16 protein-coding genes are annotated in these 15,200 nt (G+C 64.1%); 8 read left to right on the top strand and 8 right to left on the bottom strand.

Features of this window, described 5'->3' with window-relative positions; translation table 11 throughout:
- Positions 1 to 86: 86 nt before the first annotated feature.
- The 5 genes from M2D63_RS02055 to M2D63_RS02035 all read left to right on the top strand — a co-directional run bounded on the left by M2D63_RS02055 (position 87) and on the right by M2D63_RS02035 (position 3,500).
- Positions 87 to 704: a LysE family translocator gene (locus M2D63_RS02055; RefSeq protein ID WP_285861090.1), complete on the top strand. Its 618-nt coding sequence runs from the start codon at positions 87 to 89 to the stop codon at positions 702 to 704.
- A gap of 123 nt (positions 705 to 827) precedes the next feature.
- On the top strand, positions 828 to 1,550 hold the full coding sequence (locus tag M2D63_RS02050) for a sel1 repeat family protein (RefSeq protein WP_405308925.1): 723 nt from the start codon (positions 828 to 830) through the stop codon (positions 1,548 to 1,550).
- Between the two features lie 104 nt (positions 1,551 to 1,654).
- Positions 1,655 to 2,353 (top strand): AzlC family ABC transporter permease, encoded by a 699-nt coding sequence (locus M2D63_RS02045; protein ID WP_285861134.1) that lies wholly within the window; start codon positions 1,655 to 1,657, stop codon positions 2,351 to 2,353.
- Positions 2,350 to 2,673 (top strand): AzlD domain-containing protein, encoded by a 324-nt coding sequence (locus M2D63_RS02040; RefSeq protein WP_285861089.1) that lies wholly within the window; start codon positions 2,350 to 2,352, stop codon positions 2,671 to 2,673. The genes M2D63_RS02045 and M2D63_RS02040 overlap by 4 nt, the downstream gene beginning before the upstream one ends.
- Positions 2,670 to 3,500 (top strand): AraC family transcriptional regulator, encoded by an 831-nt coding sequence (locus tag M2D63_RS02035; RefSeq protein WP_285861088.1) that lies wholly within the window; start codon positions 2,670 to 2,672, stop codon positions 3,498 to 3,500. Before M2D63_RS02040 ends, M2D63_RS02035 begins: the two co-directional genes overlap by 4 nt.
- A 74-nt stretch (positions 3,501 to 3,574) precedes the next feature.
- Here the strand turns inward: M2D63_RS02035 and ahpF are convergent, their stop codons facing one another.
- From ahpF to galU, 4 genes are all read right to left on the bottom strand, one after another.
- Complete coding sequence (gene ahpF / locus M2D63_RS02030; RefSeq protein ID WP_285861087.1) at positions 3,575 to 5,137, bottom strand: alkyl hydroperoxide reductase subunit F; 1,563 nt, start codon at positions 5,135 to 5,137, stop codon at positions 3,575 to 3,577.
- A 121-nt stretch (positions 5,138 to 5,258) separates the two neighbouring features.
- Entirely contained in the window at positions 5,259 to 5,822 is a 564-nt protein-coding gene (ahpC, locus tag M2D63_RS02025; RefSeq protein WP_038612379.1) for an alkyl hydroperoxide reductase subunit C, read from the bottom strand.
- Between the two features lie 203 nt (positions 5,823 to 6,025).
- A complete protein-coding gene (gene gorA / locus M2D63_RS02020) occupies positions 6,026 to 7,381 on the bottom strand; it encodes a glutathione-disulfide reductase (protein WP_285861082.1) in 1,356 nt (451 codons plus the stop codon).
- Between the two features lie 95 nt (positions 7,382 to 7,476).
- Entirely contained in the window at positions 7,477 to 8,316 is an 840-nt protein-coding gene (gene galU / locus M2D63_RS02015; protein WP_010223914.1) for a UTP--glucose-1-phosphate uridylyltransferase GalU, read from the bottom strand.
- Between the two features lie 263 nt (positions 8,317 to 8,579).
- Between galU and M2D63_RS02010 the strand changes: the two genes are divergently transcribed.
- Complete coding sequence (locus M2D63_RS02010; RefSeq protein WP_285861078.1) at positions 8,580 to 9,305, top strand: thioredoxin family protein; 726 nt, start codon at positions 8,580 to 8,582, stop codon at positions 9,303 to 9,305.
- Positions 9,306 to 9,311: 6 nt separating this feature from the next.
- On the opposite strand, the gene M2D63_RS02005 is transcribed toward M2D63_RS02010, so the two are convergent.
- Entirely contained in the window at positions 9,312 to 10,454 is a 1,143-nt protein-coding gene (locus M2D63_RS02005; RefSeq protein ID WP_285861077.1) for a DUF1624 domain-containing protein, read from the bottom strand.
- A gap of 96 nt (positions 10,455 to 10,550) precedes the next feature.
- Positions 10,551 to 11,543, bottom strand: a complete 993-nt coding sequence (locus M2D63_RS02000; protein WP_285861076.1) for a bile acid:sodium symporter family protein — start codon at positions 11,541 to 11,543, stop codon at positions 10,551 to 10,553.
- A 79-nt stretch (positions 11,544 to 11,622) separates the two neighbouring features.
- On the opposite strand from M2D63_RS02000, the gene M2D63_RS01995 reads away from it, so the two are divergent.
- Both M2D63_RS01995 and ampC read left to right on the top strand, forming a co-directional pair.
- Positions 11,623 to 12,465 (top strand): helix-turn-helix domain-containing protein, encoded by an 843-nt coding sequence (locus tag M2D63_RS01995; protein WP_285861075.1) that lies wholly within the window; start codon positions 11,623 to 11,625, stop codon positions 12,463 to 12,465.
- A gap of 19 nt (positions 12,466 to 12,484) precedes the next feature.
- Positions 12,485 to 13,618, top strand: a complete 1,134-nt coding sequence (gene ampC, locus M2D63_RS01990) for a class C beta-lactamase (RefSeq protein ID WP_405308923.1) — start codon at positions 12,485 to 12,487, stop codon at positions 13,616 to 13,618.
- Between the two features lie 4 nt (positions 13,619 to 13,622).
- Here ampC and M2D63_RS01985 read toward each other — a convergent pair whose 3' ends face one another.
- Positions 13,623 to 14,246, bottom strand: coding sequence for a glutathione S-transferase family protein (locus M2D63_RS01985; RefSeq protein WP_285861073.1), 624 nt, complete (start codon positions 14,244 to 14,246; stop codon positions 13,623 to 13,625).
- 3 nt (positions 14,247 to 14,249) lie between these two features.
- A complete protein-coding gene (locus tag M2D63_RS01980; RefSeq protein ID WP_285861072.1) occupies positions 14,250 to 15,044 on the bottom strand; it encodes a LuxR C-terminal-related transcriptional regulator in 795 nt (264 codons plus the stop codon).
- Positions 15,045 to 15,200 lie beyond the last annotated feature (156 nt).

Here is a 15,200-nt window from a genome sequence, read left to right as displayed (position 1 = left end):
TAATAGAAGGCCACAGCAACAGGCGTTTTACAAGCTTCAGGGGGCTGCCGAGAATGCCCGCCTGCCCTTTCGCCACGAGCCCTGCCATGAACACCGCCCTGCTGTTGACCTACGCCCTGACCGTTTTGCTCTTGATCGCCACCCCCGGTCCGGTGGTGGCCCTGGTCATCAACACCACGGCCAGCGCCGGTCGCCGCCGGGCCTTGCTGACCGCCCTGGGCACCAATGCGGCCTCGCTGGTACTGATCGCCGTGGCCGCCAGCGTGATTCTCACCAGTGCGGTCATCGACCCGCGCTGGCTGGCCGCCTTGAGCCTGCTTGGCTGCCTGTTCATCGGTTACCTGGCGATCGCCAGCCTGCCCGAGGCCCTGAGCGACATCCCGGTTGCCGCCGTGGCCCCGACACAGCGCAGCGGCCTGTGGCAAGGTTTCGTGGTCGGGCTGTCGAACCCCAAGGACATCCTGTTCTTTGTGGCCTTTTTTCCTCAGTTCATACAAGTCACTGCCTATATCAATCACAGCCTGGTACTGCTCTCGCTGGTCTGGATCGCCATCGACCTGAGCATCCTCGGTCTATACATTTTCCTTACCGCACGGCTGGTGAGCCCACGCCATCGGCGCCTGATCAGCCTGACCAGCGGTGCACTGCTACTGGTGATCGCCACCGTCGGCCTGATCTACAATCTCAACATTCTGTTGCCTTGACCCTAATCAGGTTTCGACCAGGTCCTACAATGGTTAGAATGTCCGACTTAATTCCAGGCCCCTCGAACCCCACTATGGACAGTCGGATTGAACCCTGAATATTACCGCCGCACCTGTATTTTCATGCCCAGTCGCCCGCCCTCGCGTTTCACCTCGCTACGCACGCACCTGTTGCGTGGCCTGATGGCCGTACTGGTACCGGCCAGCGCCCTGGCCGATAGCGCACAAATCGCCCCCCACGCCGACTTGTTGTACCGCCAGGCCGTGCAAATGCTGGAACAGGCCGACAGCCCGAACAGCGGCTTCAGCCTCAAGGCCGGCAGCACCGACCAGGACCTGGCTCGACAAGGCCAGGCCCTGGGACGCACCCTGGCGCCGGCGGTGAACCTGCTGGAAAAGGCCGTGGAACTGGACCATCCGGTTGCACGCTATCGCCTGGCCCTGTACTACATGACCTACCTGCCGGCCGCGCAGATCCCGGCGGCGGCCTGCCCGCTGTTGCAGACCAGCCTGAACCAGGGCTTTGCCCCTGCGGCCCTGGGTATCGAAAGCTGGTGCGCCGACTACCGCCAGAGCAACGCGTTTCGCCGCGACCTCGAAAGCCTGCAGAGCCGCAACAATCGCTTCGCGCCCTACTACCCGCAACCCGCCCTGCGCTTGCAATGCAACCGCGAACAGCCCCAGGGCCTGGCGATGCAGTGGGGCCGGCAGCGCGATTACCAGGCCGAGATCTATCGGCTGCAGGGCAATCTCGACCCGCAGCAGCGCGAGACGTACTGGCAGAAGGCCGTGGACCTCAATGGCTGCTACGCCGCGCAACAACGCTTGCTCAGCAGTCATCACTGAGGCACGCCAACCCCGACGGGTGATGACCGACAGCAAGATCGTTCAAGTCACCCGCGTGCGGCTCTGGCATGCTGTACAACCTTTTCCCGTTGTTGCAGATGTCCATGTCCAGTCCACCCTTTGCCCGCCAGGCGTTCATCCAGGGCGCCGTTGCCATCCTGCCGCTGTCGCTGGCCGTCGCGCCCTGGGGCCTGCTGGCCGGTTCCATGGCCATCGAGGCCGACCTTACCCCGTGGGAAGGCCAGGGCCTGTCGGCCATCGTCTTCGCCGGCGCCGCCCAACTGGTGGCCATCGGCATGATCAAGGGCGGAGCGAACCTGTTCTCGATCCTGTTGACCACCCTGCTGCTGACCTCCCAACACCTGCTCTACGGCCTGTCGATGCGCCCGGCGATCTCCGGTCTGCCGACCCGCTGGCGGCTGGGCCTGGGCTTCTTGCTCACCGATGAATTCTTCGCCCTGACCAGCCAGTACGACCAGCAGCAGTTCAACCGCTGGTACGCCCTGGGGGTGGGCCTGACGTTCTACATTGCCTGGAACCTGTTCACCCTGGCCGGGATCATCCTGGGCCAGAACATCCCGCACCTGGACCAGCTGGGCCTGGACTTTTCCATCGTCGCCACCTTCGTCGCGCTGATCACCCCGCTGGTGCGCAACCTGCCCACGGTGGTCTGCGTCGCGGTGGCGTTGTTCAGTTCGGTGCTGTTCAGTTTCTGGCAGTGGGAAACCGGCCTGGTGGCCGCCGGCCTGCTGGGCATGAGTGCCGGCTTCATCTGCCAGAAATTCAGCGGAGCACGCTCATGATTTTTGCCTTGATCATCGGCATGGGCGTGCTGGTGTTCCTCAACCGCTACGCCTTCCTCGAACCACGCCTGCCCCTGCGCCTGAGCTCCAATGCGCGGCAGTTCCTGGGCTTTGCCGTACCGGGCATGCTCACCGCGATCTGCGGGCCGATCATCTTCCTGCCCGGACACCAGCTCGACCTGAGCCTGGCCAACCCCTACCTGCTGGGTTCGGTGGTGGCCGTGGTGCTGGTGCTGTTGACCCGCAGCACCCTGATCAGCATGCTGGTGAGCATGGTGTGCTTCTTTATTTTCCGCTGGTGGTTGAACGGCAGCCCATGAGTGCAGCGACACGGGAACAGACCCGCTTCTGGCAAGCCCAGGCCTTGGGCGATATCGAGATGCTGCATGCACAGTATGTCCAGCAGCGTTTCGCCCCCCATGTGCATGAAGGCTACGTGATCACTATCATCGAGTCCGGTGCCCAGCGCTTCTGGCACCGTGGCAGCGAGCACCTGGCACCGGTGGGCAGCATGGTGCTGATCCACCCGGACGAGTTGCACACTGGCGCCAAGGCTCACGAACACGGCTGGCGCTATCGCGGTTTCTACCCGCAGATAGAACGCATTACCGGTGTGCTCGATGAGCTGGAACTCAAGCGCGACGGCCTGCCCAGCTTCGACGCCAGCGTGCTGCACGATCCTCAACTGGCCAGGGCCTTCAGCGGCCTGCACTGCTCGGCCGAGCACGACGCCAGCGCCCTGGAACAGCAGACCGCCTGGCGCGAGGCGGTATTGCTGCTGGTGCAGCGTCATGCCCGTGTCGGTAGCGCACGTGAACCGGGTAATGAACCCTGCGCCGTGGCCCGGGCCAAGGAGTTGATGGACAGTCGCCTGGCCTACCCGCCTTCGCTGCAGGAACTGGCCGAGGCGGTCAACCTGTCGCCGTTTCACTTCGCCCGGGTGTTTCGCCAGGCCACCGGCCTGCCGCCCCACGCCTGGCTCAAGCAGCGGCGCCTGAGCCGTGCCCGGGCGTTGTTGCGCAATGATTGCCTGCCGTTCAATGTGGCCTTTGCCCTGGGGTTTTCCGACCAGAGTCATTTGAACCGGCAGTTCAAGCAGGCTTATGGGGTGACGCCGGGAGAGTACCGGCGTGCTTGTCTGGGATAGAGGAATACAGCATCGCGGGGCAAGCCCGCTCCCACATGCCCTGTGGGAGCGGGCTTGCCCCGCGATAAGGCTCGTCAGGCCGGCGCCGACGTCCGGATCAGATGATCGAAGGCCGCCAGGGAAGCCTTGGCCCCCTCGCCCACGGCAATCACGATCTGCTTGTACGGCACCGTGGTCACGTCACCGGCGGCAAACACGCCCGGCAGGTTGGTCTGGCCACGGGAGTCGACGATGATCTCGCCCCGCGGCGACAGCTCGACCGTGCCCTTGAGCCAGTCGGTGTTGGGCAGCAGGCCGATCTGCACGAAGATGCCTTCCAGTTGCAGGTCGTGCAGCTCGTCGCTGTTGCGGTCCTTGTAGCGCAAGCCGTTGACCTTCTCGCCATCGCCCAGCACTTCGGTGGTCAGCGCGCCGGTGATCACCTTGACGTTGGGCAGGCTGTGCAGCTTGCGTTGCAACACGGCGTCGGCACGCAGCTGGCTGTCGAACTCGATCAGGGTCACCTGGGCGACGATGCCCGCCAGGTCAATGGCCGCTTCCACGCCGGAGTTGCCACCGCCGATCACCGCCACGCGCTTGCCCTTGAATAGCGGGCCATCGCAGTGCGGGCAGTAGGCCACGCCACGGCTGCGGTATTCCTTCTCGCCCGGCACGTTCATTTCGCGCCAGCGGGCACCGGTGGCCAGGATCACGGTCTTGGCCTTGAGCGAGGCGCCACTGGCCAGGCGCACTTCGTGCAGACCGCCGTCGGTAGCCGGGATCAGCGCTTCACCGCGCTGCAGGTTCATGATGTCGACGTCGTACTGCTTGACGTGTTCTTCCAGGGCCATGGCCAGTTTCGGCCCTTCGGTTTCCTGGACCGAGATGAAGTTCTCGATAGCCATGGTGTCGAGCACCTGGCCGCCGAAGCGCTCGGCAGCCACGCCGGTGCGGATGCCTTTACGGGCCGCATAGATGGCCGCCGCGGCGCCGGCCGGGCCACCGCCGACCACCAGCACATCGAAGGCGTCCTTGGCGTTGATTTTCTCTGCCTGGCGTTCGCCGGCGCTGGTGTCCAGCTTGCCGAGGATCTCTTCCAGGCCCATGCGCCCCTGGCCGAACACTTCGCCATTGAGGTAGACGCTCGGCACGGCCATGACCTTGCGCGACTCGACTTCGGCCTGGAACAGCGCACCGTCGATGGCGACATGCCGCACATTGGGGTTGAGCACCGCCATCAGGTTCAGCGCCTGGACCACGTCCGGGCAGTTCTGGCACGACAGCGAGAAGTAGGTTTCGAAGTTGAACTCACCCTTGAGTGCGCTGATCTGCTCGATCACTTCCGCGCTGGCCTTGGACGGATGACCGCCGACCTGCAGCAGGGCGAGCACCAGCGAGGTGAATTCGTGGCCCATGGGGATGCCGGCAAAGCGCAGGCTGATATCGGCTCCCGGGCGATTGAGCGAGAACGACGGGCGACGGGCGTCGTTGCCGTCCTCGCGCAAGGTAATGAGGGTCGACAGGCTGGCAATTTCCACCAGCAGGTCGCGCAATTCGCGGGATTTCGCGCCGTCATCGAGGGAAGCGACGATCTCGATCGGCTGAGTGACCCGCTCCAGGTAGGCTTTCAACTGAGTTTTAAGCGTGGCGTCCAACATACGGGCGATTCCTTTTTCAAACGGTAGAAATAACAACGCCCGGGCGAAAGCGCCCGGGCGTCTTGCGGGGCGGTGACAACGTCAGGTGCGGGCGGCCACCGCCCTCGGCTGGCTCACGGTCTTAGATCTTGCCGACCAGGTCCAGCGATGGCGCCAGGGTGGCTTCGCCTTCTTTCCACTTGGCCGGGCAGACTTCGCCTGGGTGGGCAGCGACGTACTGGGCAGCCTTGATCTTGCGCAGCAGTTCGCTGGCGTCGCGGCCTACGCCACCGTCGTTCAGTTCGACGATCTTGATCTGGCCTTCCGGGTTGATCACGAAGGTGCCACGGTCGGCGATACCGGCTTCTTCGATCAGCACGTCGAAGTTGCGCGAGATGACGTGGGTCGGGTCACCGATCAGTGGGTACTGGATCTTGCCGATGGTGTCCGAGGTGTCGTGCCAGGCCTTGTGGGTGAAGTGGGTGTCGGTGGACACGCCGTAGATTTCCACGCCCAGGTCTTTGAACTCGGCGTAGTTGTCGGCCAGGTCGCCCAGCTCGGTCGGGCAGACGAAGGTGAAGTCGGCCGGGTAGAAGAAGACCACGGACCATTTGCCCTTCAGGTCGGCTTCAGACACTTCGACGAACTTGCCCTGGTGGTAAGCTGTGGCTTTGAACGGTTTAACCTGGCTGTTGATGATAGGCATGAGTGACTCTCCTTCAGGGGTTGAAAAAACTGATGGGAGAATCGTAGCCAATACATTGGATCAATGCTCATTGGCAAAGCTGATGTTGCCGATTGGTTTTGGCTATAAGGTGGGGATGTCGATAGCGGTTTTGATGCTATCGCGGGGCAAGCCCGCTCCTACCTAGATCCGTAGGAGCGGGCTTGCCCCGCGATTGAGGTAGCTTAACGCGCAGGCGTACGCAGGGTGACGAACTCTTCCGCCGCCGTCGGGTGCACGCCGATGGTCTCGTCGAACTGCTGCTTGGTCGCCCCGGCCTTGAGGGCGATGCCCAGGCCCTGGATGATCTCGCCGGCATCCGGGCCGACCATGTGGCAACCCAGCACCCGGTCGGTGTCGGCATCGACCACCAGTTTCATCAGGGTCTTTTCCTGGACCTCGGTCAGGGTCAGCTTCATCGGCCGGAAACGGCTTTCGAAGATCTGCACCTTGTACCCCTGCTCCAGCGCCTGCTCCTCGGTCAGGCCGACCGTGCCGATCGGTGGCTGGCTGAACACCGCGGTCGGGATGTTCTGGTAGTCCACCGGGCGGTACTGCTCGGGCTTGAACAGGCGACGGGCCACGGCCATGCCTTCGGCCAGGGCGACCGGGGTCAGTTGCACCCGCCCGATCACATCGCCAACGGCCAGGATCGATGGCTCGGTGGTCTGGTACAGGTCATCGACACGGATGAAGCCACGGGCATCGAGCTCCACACCGGTGTTTTCCAGGCCCAGGTTGTCGAGCATCGGCCGCCGCCCGGTGGCGTAGAACACACAGTCGGCGACCAGCTCGCGACCGTCCTTGAGGGTGGCCTTGAGGCTGCCGTCGTCCTGGCGCTCGATACGCGCGATGTCGCTGTTGAACTTGAGGCTCAGGCCGCGTTTTTCCAGCTCTTCCTTCAGGTGCGTGCGCACCCCGCCATCGAAGCCGCGCAGGAACATGTCACCGCGGTAGAGCAAGGTGGTTTTCGCCCCCAGTCCTTGGAAGATGCCAGCGAATTCGACGGCGATATAACCGCCACCGACCACCAGCACGCGCTTGGGCAGGTCCTTGAGGAAGAAAGCTTCGTTGGAACTGATGGCCAGTTCCTTGCCCGGAATGTCCGGCACCTGCGGCCAGCCGCCGGTGGCGATGAGGATGTGCTCGGCGCTGTAGCGCTGGCCCTCGACTTCCACTTCATGGGCGCCGGTCAGCTTGGCGTGGCCTTCGAGCAAGGTCACGCCGCTGTTGACCAGAAGGTTGCGGTAGATGCCGTTGAGCCGCTCGATCTCGCGGTTCTTGTTGGCGATCAGCTTGCCCCATTCGAACTGGGCATCTTCCAGCGACCAGCCAAAGCCTGCGGCCTGCTCGAAGTCATCGGCAAAATGCGCACCATAGACCAGCAGCTTTTTCGGCACGCAGCCGACGTTGACACAGGTGCCGCCCAAGTAACGGCTTTCGGCCACCGCCACTTTCGCGCCGAAGCCCGCCGCAAAACGCGCAGCACGCACACCGCCGGAACCGGCACCAATCACGAACAGATCAAAATCGTAGGCCATTTCAGTCTCCTTGCCAGGCCGACAGCATACCCCGACTCACCAGCCGGGAACAAAAAAGCCACCCGAAGGTGGCTTTTTCAGACAACACCGAGGACTCAGTAAGCCTTGCCGGTCTTGTAGAAGTTCTCGAAGCAGAAGTTGGTCGCCTCGATGTAGCCTTCGGCGCCACCGCAGTCGAAACGCTTGCCCTTGAACTTGTAGGCGATCACGCAGCCGTCCTGGGCCTGCTTCATCAGTGCGTCGGTGATCTGGATTTCACCGCCCTTGCCCGGCTCGGTTTCTTCGATCAGCTTGAAGATGTCCGGGGTCATGATGTAGCGACCGATGATCGCCAGGTTCGACGGTGCATCTTCCGGCTTTGGCTTCTCGACCATGTTGCGTACACGGTACAGGTCGTCACCGATCAGGTCGCCGGCGATCACGCCGTACTTGCTGGTTTCCTGCGGGTCGACTTCCATGATGGCAACGATGGTGCAGCGGTACTGCTTGTACAGCTTGACCATCTGCTTGAGTACGCCGTCACCTTCGAGGTTGACGCACAGGTCGTCGGCCAGCACCACGGCGAACGGCTCGTCACCGATCAGCGGGCGACCGGTCAGGATCGCGTGGCCCAGGCCTTTCATTTCGGTCTGGCGGGTGTAGGAGAACGAGCACTCGTCGAGCAGACGGCGGATACCGACCAGGTATTTTTCCTTGTCGGTGCCCTTGATCTGGTTTTCCAGCTCGTAGCTGATGTCGAAGTGGTCTTCCAGGGCGCGTTTGCCGCGACCGGTAACAATGGAAATCTCGTTCAGCCCAGCATCCAGCGCTTCTTCAACGCCGTACTGGATCAGTGGCTTGTTCACCACCGGCAGCATTTCCTTGGGCATGGCTTTGGTTGCAGGCAGGAAGCGGGTGCCGTAACCGGCAGCCGGGAACAAGCATTTCTTGATCATATACGTCCTTAACAAGGGCTTTGCGTACGAAATTCGGCGCAGTCTAATCAGGCGGCGGTCACCTTACAATGCCCCCCGCTGGCTGGCCGATGCCATCATAGAGAAATCCTAGTGTAGTTAGTTCCCCAGAATCGCAAAATATGCCGGCGGCGCGACCGCCTGCAGGCGCAAACCGGCACCGTTCATCGCCCGATTCACCTGCGCTGTCGAAACCCTGCGCCGGCAATCGACCATCCGTACATTCCCCCCACCGGAGCGTACCCATGGACAACTATCACAACCCGCAGGTGGTCTCGCGCAGCGAATGGCTCAGCGCCCGCCGCCAGTTGCTGCTGCACGAAAAGGCCCTGACCCACCAGCGCGACGAACTCGCCAGGGCCCGCCGCGCCCTGCCCTGGGTGCGTATCGACCAGGCCTACAGCTTCGAAGGCCCCCAGGGCCGCCTGAGCCTGGCCGACCTGTTCGCCGGACGCAGCCAACTGCTGGTCTACCACTTCATGTTCGGCGACGGCTGGAGCGAAGGCTGCAGCGGCTGTTCGTTCCTGGCCGACCATTTCGACGGCGCCAACCTGCACCTGGCCCATCACGATGTCTCGCTGGTGGCCGTGTCCCACGCGCCCTTCGCCCAGTTCCAGGCGTTCAAGCAACGCATGGGCTGGACCTTCCCCTGGGTCTCGTCCCACGCCAGCAGCTTCAACCAGGAGTTCGGCGTCAGCGCCGGCGCCGAGGGCATCAACCAGTACAACTACGAGCCCTATGCCGGCAACGAGACCGAGCTGCCGGGCCTGAGCGTGTTCTATCGCGATGCGGGCGGCACGATCTTCCACACCTACTCAAGCTATGCCCGAGGCCTGGACATCCTGGTCGGCGCCTACAACTTCCTCGACCTGATGCCCAAGGGCCGCAACGAGGAAGGCACCATGGACTGGGTTCGCCATCACGACCGCTACGAGGGCGCCGAAGCCGCCAAGCACTGCTGCCACGAATGACCCGGCTCAGAAGTACTTGAGCCAGGCGATATCCCGACGCCGCTGTTTCAGCGCCGCGAACCAGCGCGTCGGGACATACAGCAGCAACGCCAGGGCCAGGCTGCACAGCCATACGCCGCCGACCCCTTCAAAGCCGAAGTACTGTCCCTGGTTCAGGCCCCACACCGCCACGGCCGCCAGGTACAGCGCCTTGAGCACATACAGGTGCAGCAGGTAGAAGAACATCGGCGCCGCCCCGAACAGCGCCAGTACCGGCACCCAGCGCCGCGCCTGCTGGCGCTCGAGCACGGCCAGCAACACCAGGCCCAGGCCCAGGGTCGGCAGCAGGAACAACAGCGAGGGTGGGTATTTGCGCGCACTGAGAAAACTCATGGTGGTACGCAGCGCATCGCCCATGGCCACCCAGGGTTGCTCGCCGTAGCCATTGAGGTAGCGCAGGCCGACGAACGCCAGCAGCAGGCCGCCGCCCCAGCCCAGCAAGCGCCGCACACGCCGCCTGGCCGGCACGCCCTGGGCGAACCAGGGCCCCACGCCCCAGCCCAGCAGGATCACCCCGATCCACGGCAGCACCGGGTAGGTGGTGCGCGCCCGGGTAACCTCGCCCAGTTCAATGAAATCGCGCTGGTGCAGGATCGCCCAGGGAGTGAACCAGGGCGAACCGGGGCCCAGCACCAGCGGATCGAGCAGGTTGTGCCCGCCGACGATCAACGCCCCCAGCCCCAGCAACAGCCCGCGCGGCAGGTGCAGGGCCGCCGCCAGGACGATCATGCACAGGCCGATGCACCAGATCACCTGCAACCACAGCGTTTGCGCTAACAAGGTGCCGTTCCAGGCCAGGTTGACCAGGGTCAGCTCCAGCAGCACCAGGAACAGGCCGCGTTTCAGCAGGAACCGCGAGGTGTCGGCGCGGCTGTGTTTCTGGCTGTAGAGCCAGGCCGACAAACCGGTCAGGAAGATGAATACCGGCGCGCACAGGGCGCTGAGTAGCCGGGTGAAGAACAGCTCGGGAGCGACGTTCGCAGCCTCCATCGGGTCGCCGACCTGGCGATGGAGGAAGAAGGTCTCGCGCACATGGTCGAGCAGCATGAACAGCATCACCAGCCCGCGCAGGGCGTCGATGGACTGCAGGCGGGCACTGGCTGGCGGCATGTAACACCTATTATTACGATATAATATTACATTATACCGTTGTTCCGCCGTATCCCCGCAAGGCATTGGCTGGCGAATCCCGCACACAACTGCCGCTCAAAAGGGATCTGCTCCCAGCGCCGACGCCTGCGTACGGGCCGCGTAGCGCTGGGCCAGCACCGCGCAGACCATCAACTGGATCTGGTGGAAGATCATCAACGGCAGGATCATCGCCCCGATGCCGCCGCCGACGAACAGCACCTGGGCCATCGGCACGCCGGTGGCCATGCTCTTTTTCGAGCCGGCGAACAGGATGGTGATACGGTCTTCGAGGTCGAAACCCAATCGTCGCCCCAGGCTCGCCGTACCTCCCAGCACCAGCGCCAGCAACACACAGCAGACCAGCACCAGGGCCGCCAGCCGCGGCGGCGCCACCGCGTGCCACAGGCCGCTGACCACTGCATCGCTGAAGGCGCTGTAGACCACCAGCAGGATCGAGCCCTGGTCGACGAACTTCAGCCAGCGGGCATTGCGCGCCACCCAGTGGCCGATCCAGCGCCGCGCCAGTTGCCCGGCGACAAAGGGCACCAGCAGTTGCAGGACAATTTTCAATACCGCGTCCAGGCTCGAGCCGCTGTCGCCCTCCACGCCCATCAGCAACACCACCAGCAAGGGCGTCAGGACGATGCCCAGCAGGCTCGACGCCGCCGCGCTGCAGATCGCCGCCGGCACGTTACCGCGCGCTAGCGAGGTGAAGGCAATGGCCGATTGCACCGTGGCCGGCAAGGCGCAGAGATAGAGCACACCCAGGTACAACTCATCGCCGATCAGTGGCAGGAACAGCGGCTTGAGCGCCAGGCCCAGCAGCGGAAACATCACGAAGGTGCAGGTGAACACCAGCAGGTGCAGGCGCCAGTGTCCGGCCCCGGCCACCACCGCCTCGCGCGACAGCTTGGCGCCGTGCAGGAAGAACAACAGGCCGATGGCCAGGTTGGTCAGCCCGCCGAACACCCGGGCGCCGTCGCCTTCGCAGGGCAGCACGGTGGCGACGAGGATCACCCCGAGCAGGGCCAGGGTGAAGTTGTCGAACAGCATCCGCAGGTACTTCATGGTCAATTCCGACTTGTTAAGGTGGCGAGGCAGACGATAAGGTCTGCGCACCTTTGTCACTAACGCCAGCACCCCGCCAGTGTCGCCAAACGGACAACCCACCCTGCCCGAGCCCCAGGCCCTGGAGCAGTTGACCCAGCTGCCGCGCCCGGTCTACGGCCACCTCCAGGCCCTGCCCAACATCGTCCTGGGCTACCGCCACGCCCATCCCTGGGGGCAGTTGTCCTATGCCATCGACGGGGTGCTGGAGGTGCATACCGACGCCGGTTTCTACCTGGTGCCACCGCAGCGCGCGGTGTGGATCCCGGCGCAGGTCCGCCACCGGGTCAGTTGCCCTGGCCAGACCTGCCTGCGCAGCCTCTACCTGGAACGGCCGCCGGCCCTCTGGTCGCCCGCCGAGTGCCAGGTGATCGCGATTACCCCGCTGCTGCGCGAGCTGATCCGCACCTTCAGCGAAGGGCCGGTGCATTACGATCCCCTGGGCGCCGACGGGCGCCTGGTGCAGGTGCTGCTCGACCAACTGGCACAGGCGGCGCAGCAGCAGTTGATGCTGCCCCTGCCCCTCGACGAGCGCCTGCGCGAACTGTGCCGGCAGTTGCAGGCGCAACCGGACGCCGACACCCGCCTGAGTGACTGGGCCGCTCAGCAGGGCGTCTCGGAAAAGACCTTGAGCCGTTTGTTCCTGCGCGAAACCGGCTTGAGCTTTCGCCTCTGGCGCCAGCGCATGCGCCTGTTGAGCGCACTGCCCGCGCTGGAGCGTGGCGAGCGTGTCACCGACGTAGCCCTGGCCTGCGGCTACGAATCGCTGTCGGCCTTCATCGCCGCGTTCGGTAAGCAGTTCGGCGTGCCGCCCGGGGCGTTGTTTCGCCAGCCGCTCAATCAGATCAATACACATGGAAGCTTGTTTGATGAATCACCCTGACAGCAGCATCACGCCCGCGATGGTGGCGGGGCTCGCCCTGATGATCGGCGCCGGCCAGAGCCTGGCCGCCCCGCTCACCGACGAACAGGTCGCCGCCAGCGTCGAGGCCACGATCCGTCCGCTGATGCAGCAGCAGGCCATTCCCGGCATGGCGGTCGCCCTGTCGGTCGACGGCAAGCAGTATGTGTTCAACTACGGCGTCGCCTCGATACAGGCCAACCAGCCGGTGGACGCCGACACCCTGTTCGAGATCGGCTCGGTGAGCAAGACCTTCACCGCCACCCTGGCAGGTTTCGCCCAGGCCCACCGCAAGCTCAACCTGGGCGATGTGGCCAGCAAGCACTGGCCGGCCCTCAAGGGCAGCGCGTTCGAAGGCATCACCCTGCTCAACCTCGGCACCTACAGCGCCGGCGGCCTGCCCTTGCAGTTCCCCGACAAGGTCAAGGACGAGAAAGACGTCATCCGTTATTACGCCCAGTGGAAACCTGACTACGCCCCCGGCACCCACCGGCTGTATTCCAACCCGAGCCTCGGCCTGTTCGGCTACCTGGCGGCCAAGAGCCTGGGTAAACCCTTCACCGAGGTGATGACCGACGAGTTGCTGCCGCAATTGGGCCTGCAACACACCTACCTGCAAGTACCGGCCGAGCAGGAAGGGCACTACGCCCAAGGCTATACCAAGGGTAACCAGGCGGTACGGGTCGGCCCCGGGCCGCTGGATGCCGAGGCCTACGGGGTGAAAACCACGGCCAGCGACCTGCTGCACTTCGTGGAACTGCAGATGCAGCCGCAGTCGCTGAGCATCGACCTGCAGCGCGCCATCGCCCTGACCCAGACCGGCTATTACCGGGTCGGCGAGATGACCCAGGGCCTGGGCTGGGAAACTTATCGCTACCCGACCAGCCTGCGACACCTGCTCAAGGGCAACTCGACCGCCATGGCCCTCAAGCCACATCCGGTGACCTGGCTCAAGCCGACCCGCCTGCCGCCGGACACCCTGCTGAACAAGACCGGCTCGACCAATGGCTTTGGCGCCTACGTGGCCTTCGTGCCGTCCAAACGTATCGGCATCGTGCTGCTGGCGAACAAGAACTACCCCAATGACGAGCGGGTGAAAGCGGCCCACGCGCTGTTCACCGCACTCGACCAGTGAGGCCTTACGGCGTGCCGTTGCGCCCGTACAGGCGGTAGCCCTCGCGTTCGTTCAGGCGCTCGTAGTAGGCATGAACCGCTGGCAGCTCGGGGCGCTTTAGCGGTGTCTGCATCCAGCGGTTGACCGACAGGCCGATGGGAATGTCGGACAGCGAGAAGGCGGCGCCGCTGACATAGGCGCCGGTACGCTCCAGCTGGCGCTCAAGGATGGTCATGTTCCGCGCCCAGTTGGCACAGGCGGCGGCCAGGGCTTGCGGGTCCTGGTGCGCAGGAGACTGGCGTACCAGCGAAAGAAACGCATAGCGCCAGGCATCGTTGAGGTCGGTGGCCTGCCAGTCCATCCATTGATCCACCCGTGCCCGGGCCTGAGGCGCCGACGGGTAGAGCTGCTCGTCGCCATAGCGCGAGGCCAGGTAGCGGATGATGCTGTTGGACTCCCACAGCACGAAGTCGCCATCCTGGATCACCGGCACCATGGCATTGGGGTTCAGTGCCAGGAAGGCCTCGCTGTGGGTAGACTGAAAGCCCGAGCCCCAGTCTTCCCGTGCAAATGGCAGGTCCAGTTCAGCGCAGGTCCACAGCACCTTGCGCACGTTGATCGATGAAGCCTTGCCCAATATCCGCAGCATCACTCACTCCTGTGGTTGTGCCTGACCCAGCCGTTGCAGGAACAGGCTGAACAATTCCGACTGTGACGAAACACCCAGCTTGGCATACAGGTTGCGCCTGTGCACCTTGACTGTCTCCTGGGAGATGGCCAGGCGCTTGGCAATCGCCTTGCTGGAATTGCCGCGCAATACCAGGCGGGCGATTTCCAGCTCGCGGGCCGACAGGGTGTCGCTGCCAAAATGTTCCAGGGCACGCTCCACCGGGGTGACCTGGGCCTGCTCGTCCTGCGCCGGGTGCTGCAGGCGCCAGTGCTGGCGTACCAGCGCCATCAGCCAGGGCGCGTACAGGCTCATCTGGCCCAGGTGAGTGGTCTCGAACCGCTGGCTGGCGCCGAGGGAAATCGCCAGCATCTGCCCGGGGGCCAGGTTGAGGATCAGTTGCAGCTCGTCCTCGCCGATGGCCGAGCGGAAGTAGTTCTGGAAGTAGTCGCTCTGGCGAAATTCATCGGGCGCCACCTCTTCCATGCGGTAGACGCCATCGGCCAACCCCTCGCCCATGGCCTGGATGAACGGGTCGAGCAGGTACAGGCCGCTCAGGTACAGGGGCATGGGCGACGGCGCACTGCTGAAGCCGCGATCGAATTCGGCCAGCACCCGCGGTGGCTGGTCGTACTCGGTGAAGATCACCAGGCCGTTGTCGAACGGCAGCATCTGGTTGAGCAGCACCAGCGTCTGTTGCCAGAAACCCGGCCGGCCCAACTGCTCGACCACCTTGGCCAGCCCCTGATGATGGGCGGCTGCTTCGAATAGGCTGTGCACCGATAACTCCTGGGGGGTAACGACTGGGGGTAATCGCCAAGGGCGGGTCGAGTTCCTAGACTCTGCACCACCGGCGCGCAGTATTGCCGTTGCTCGTCCCCTTTGTCATGCGTGGCATGATCCCCGGGCGGGCATACTGGCAGCCGGCCTTCGAAC

The sequence above is a fragment of the Pseudomonas sp. BJa5 genome (assembly GCF_030272875.2).
Classification (GTDB): domain Bacteria; phylum Pseudomonadota; class Gammaproteobacteria; order Pseudomonadales; family Pseudomonadaceae; genus Aquipseudomonas.
Note: the sequence above shows the minus strand (reverse complement) of the source record. Positions and strands in the feature narration are given on the sequence as shown.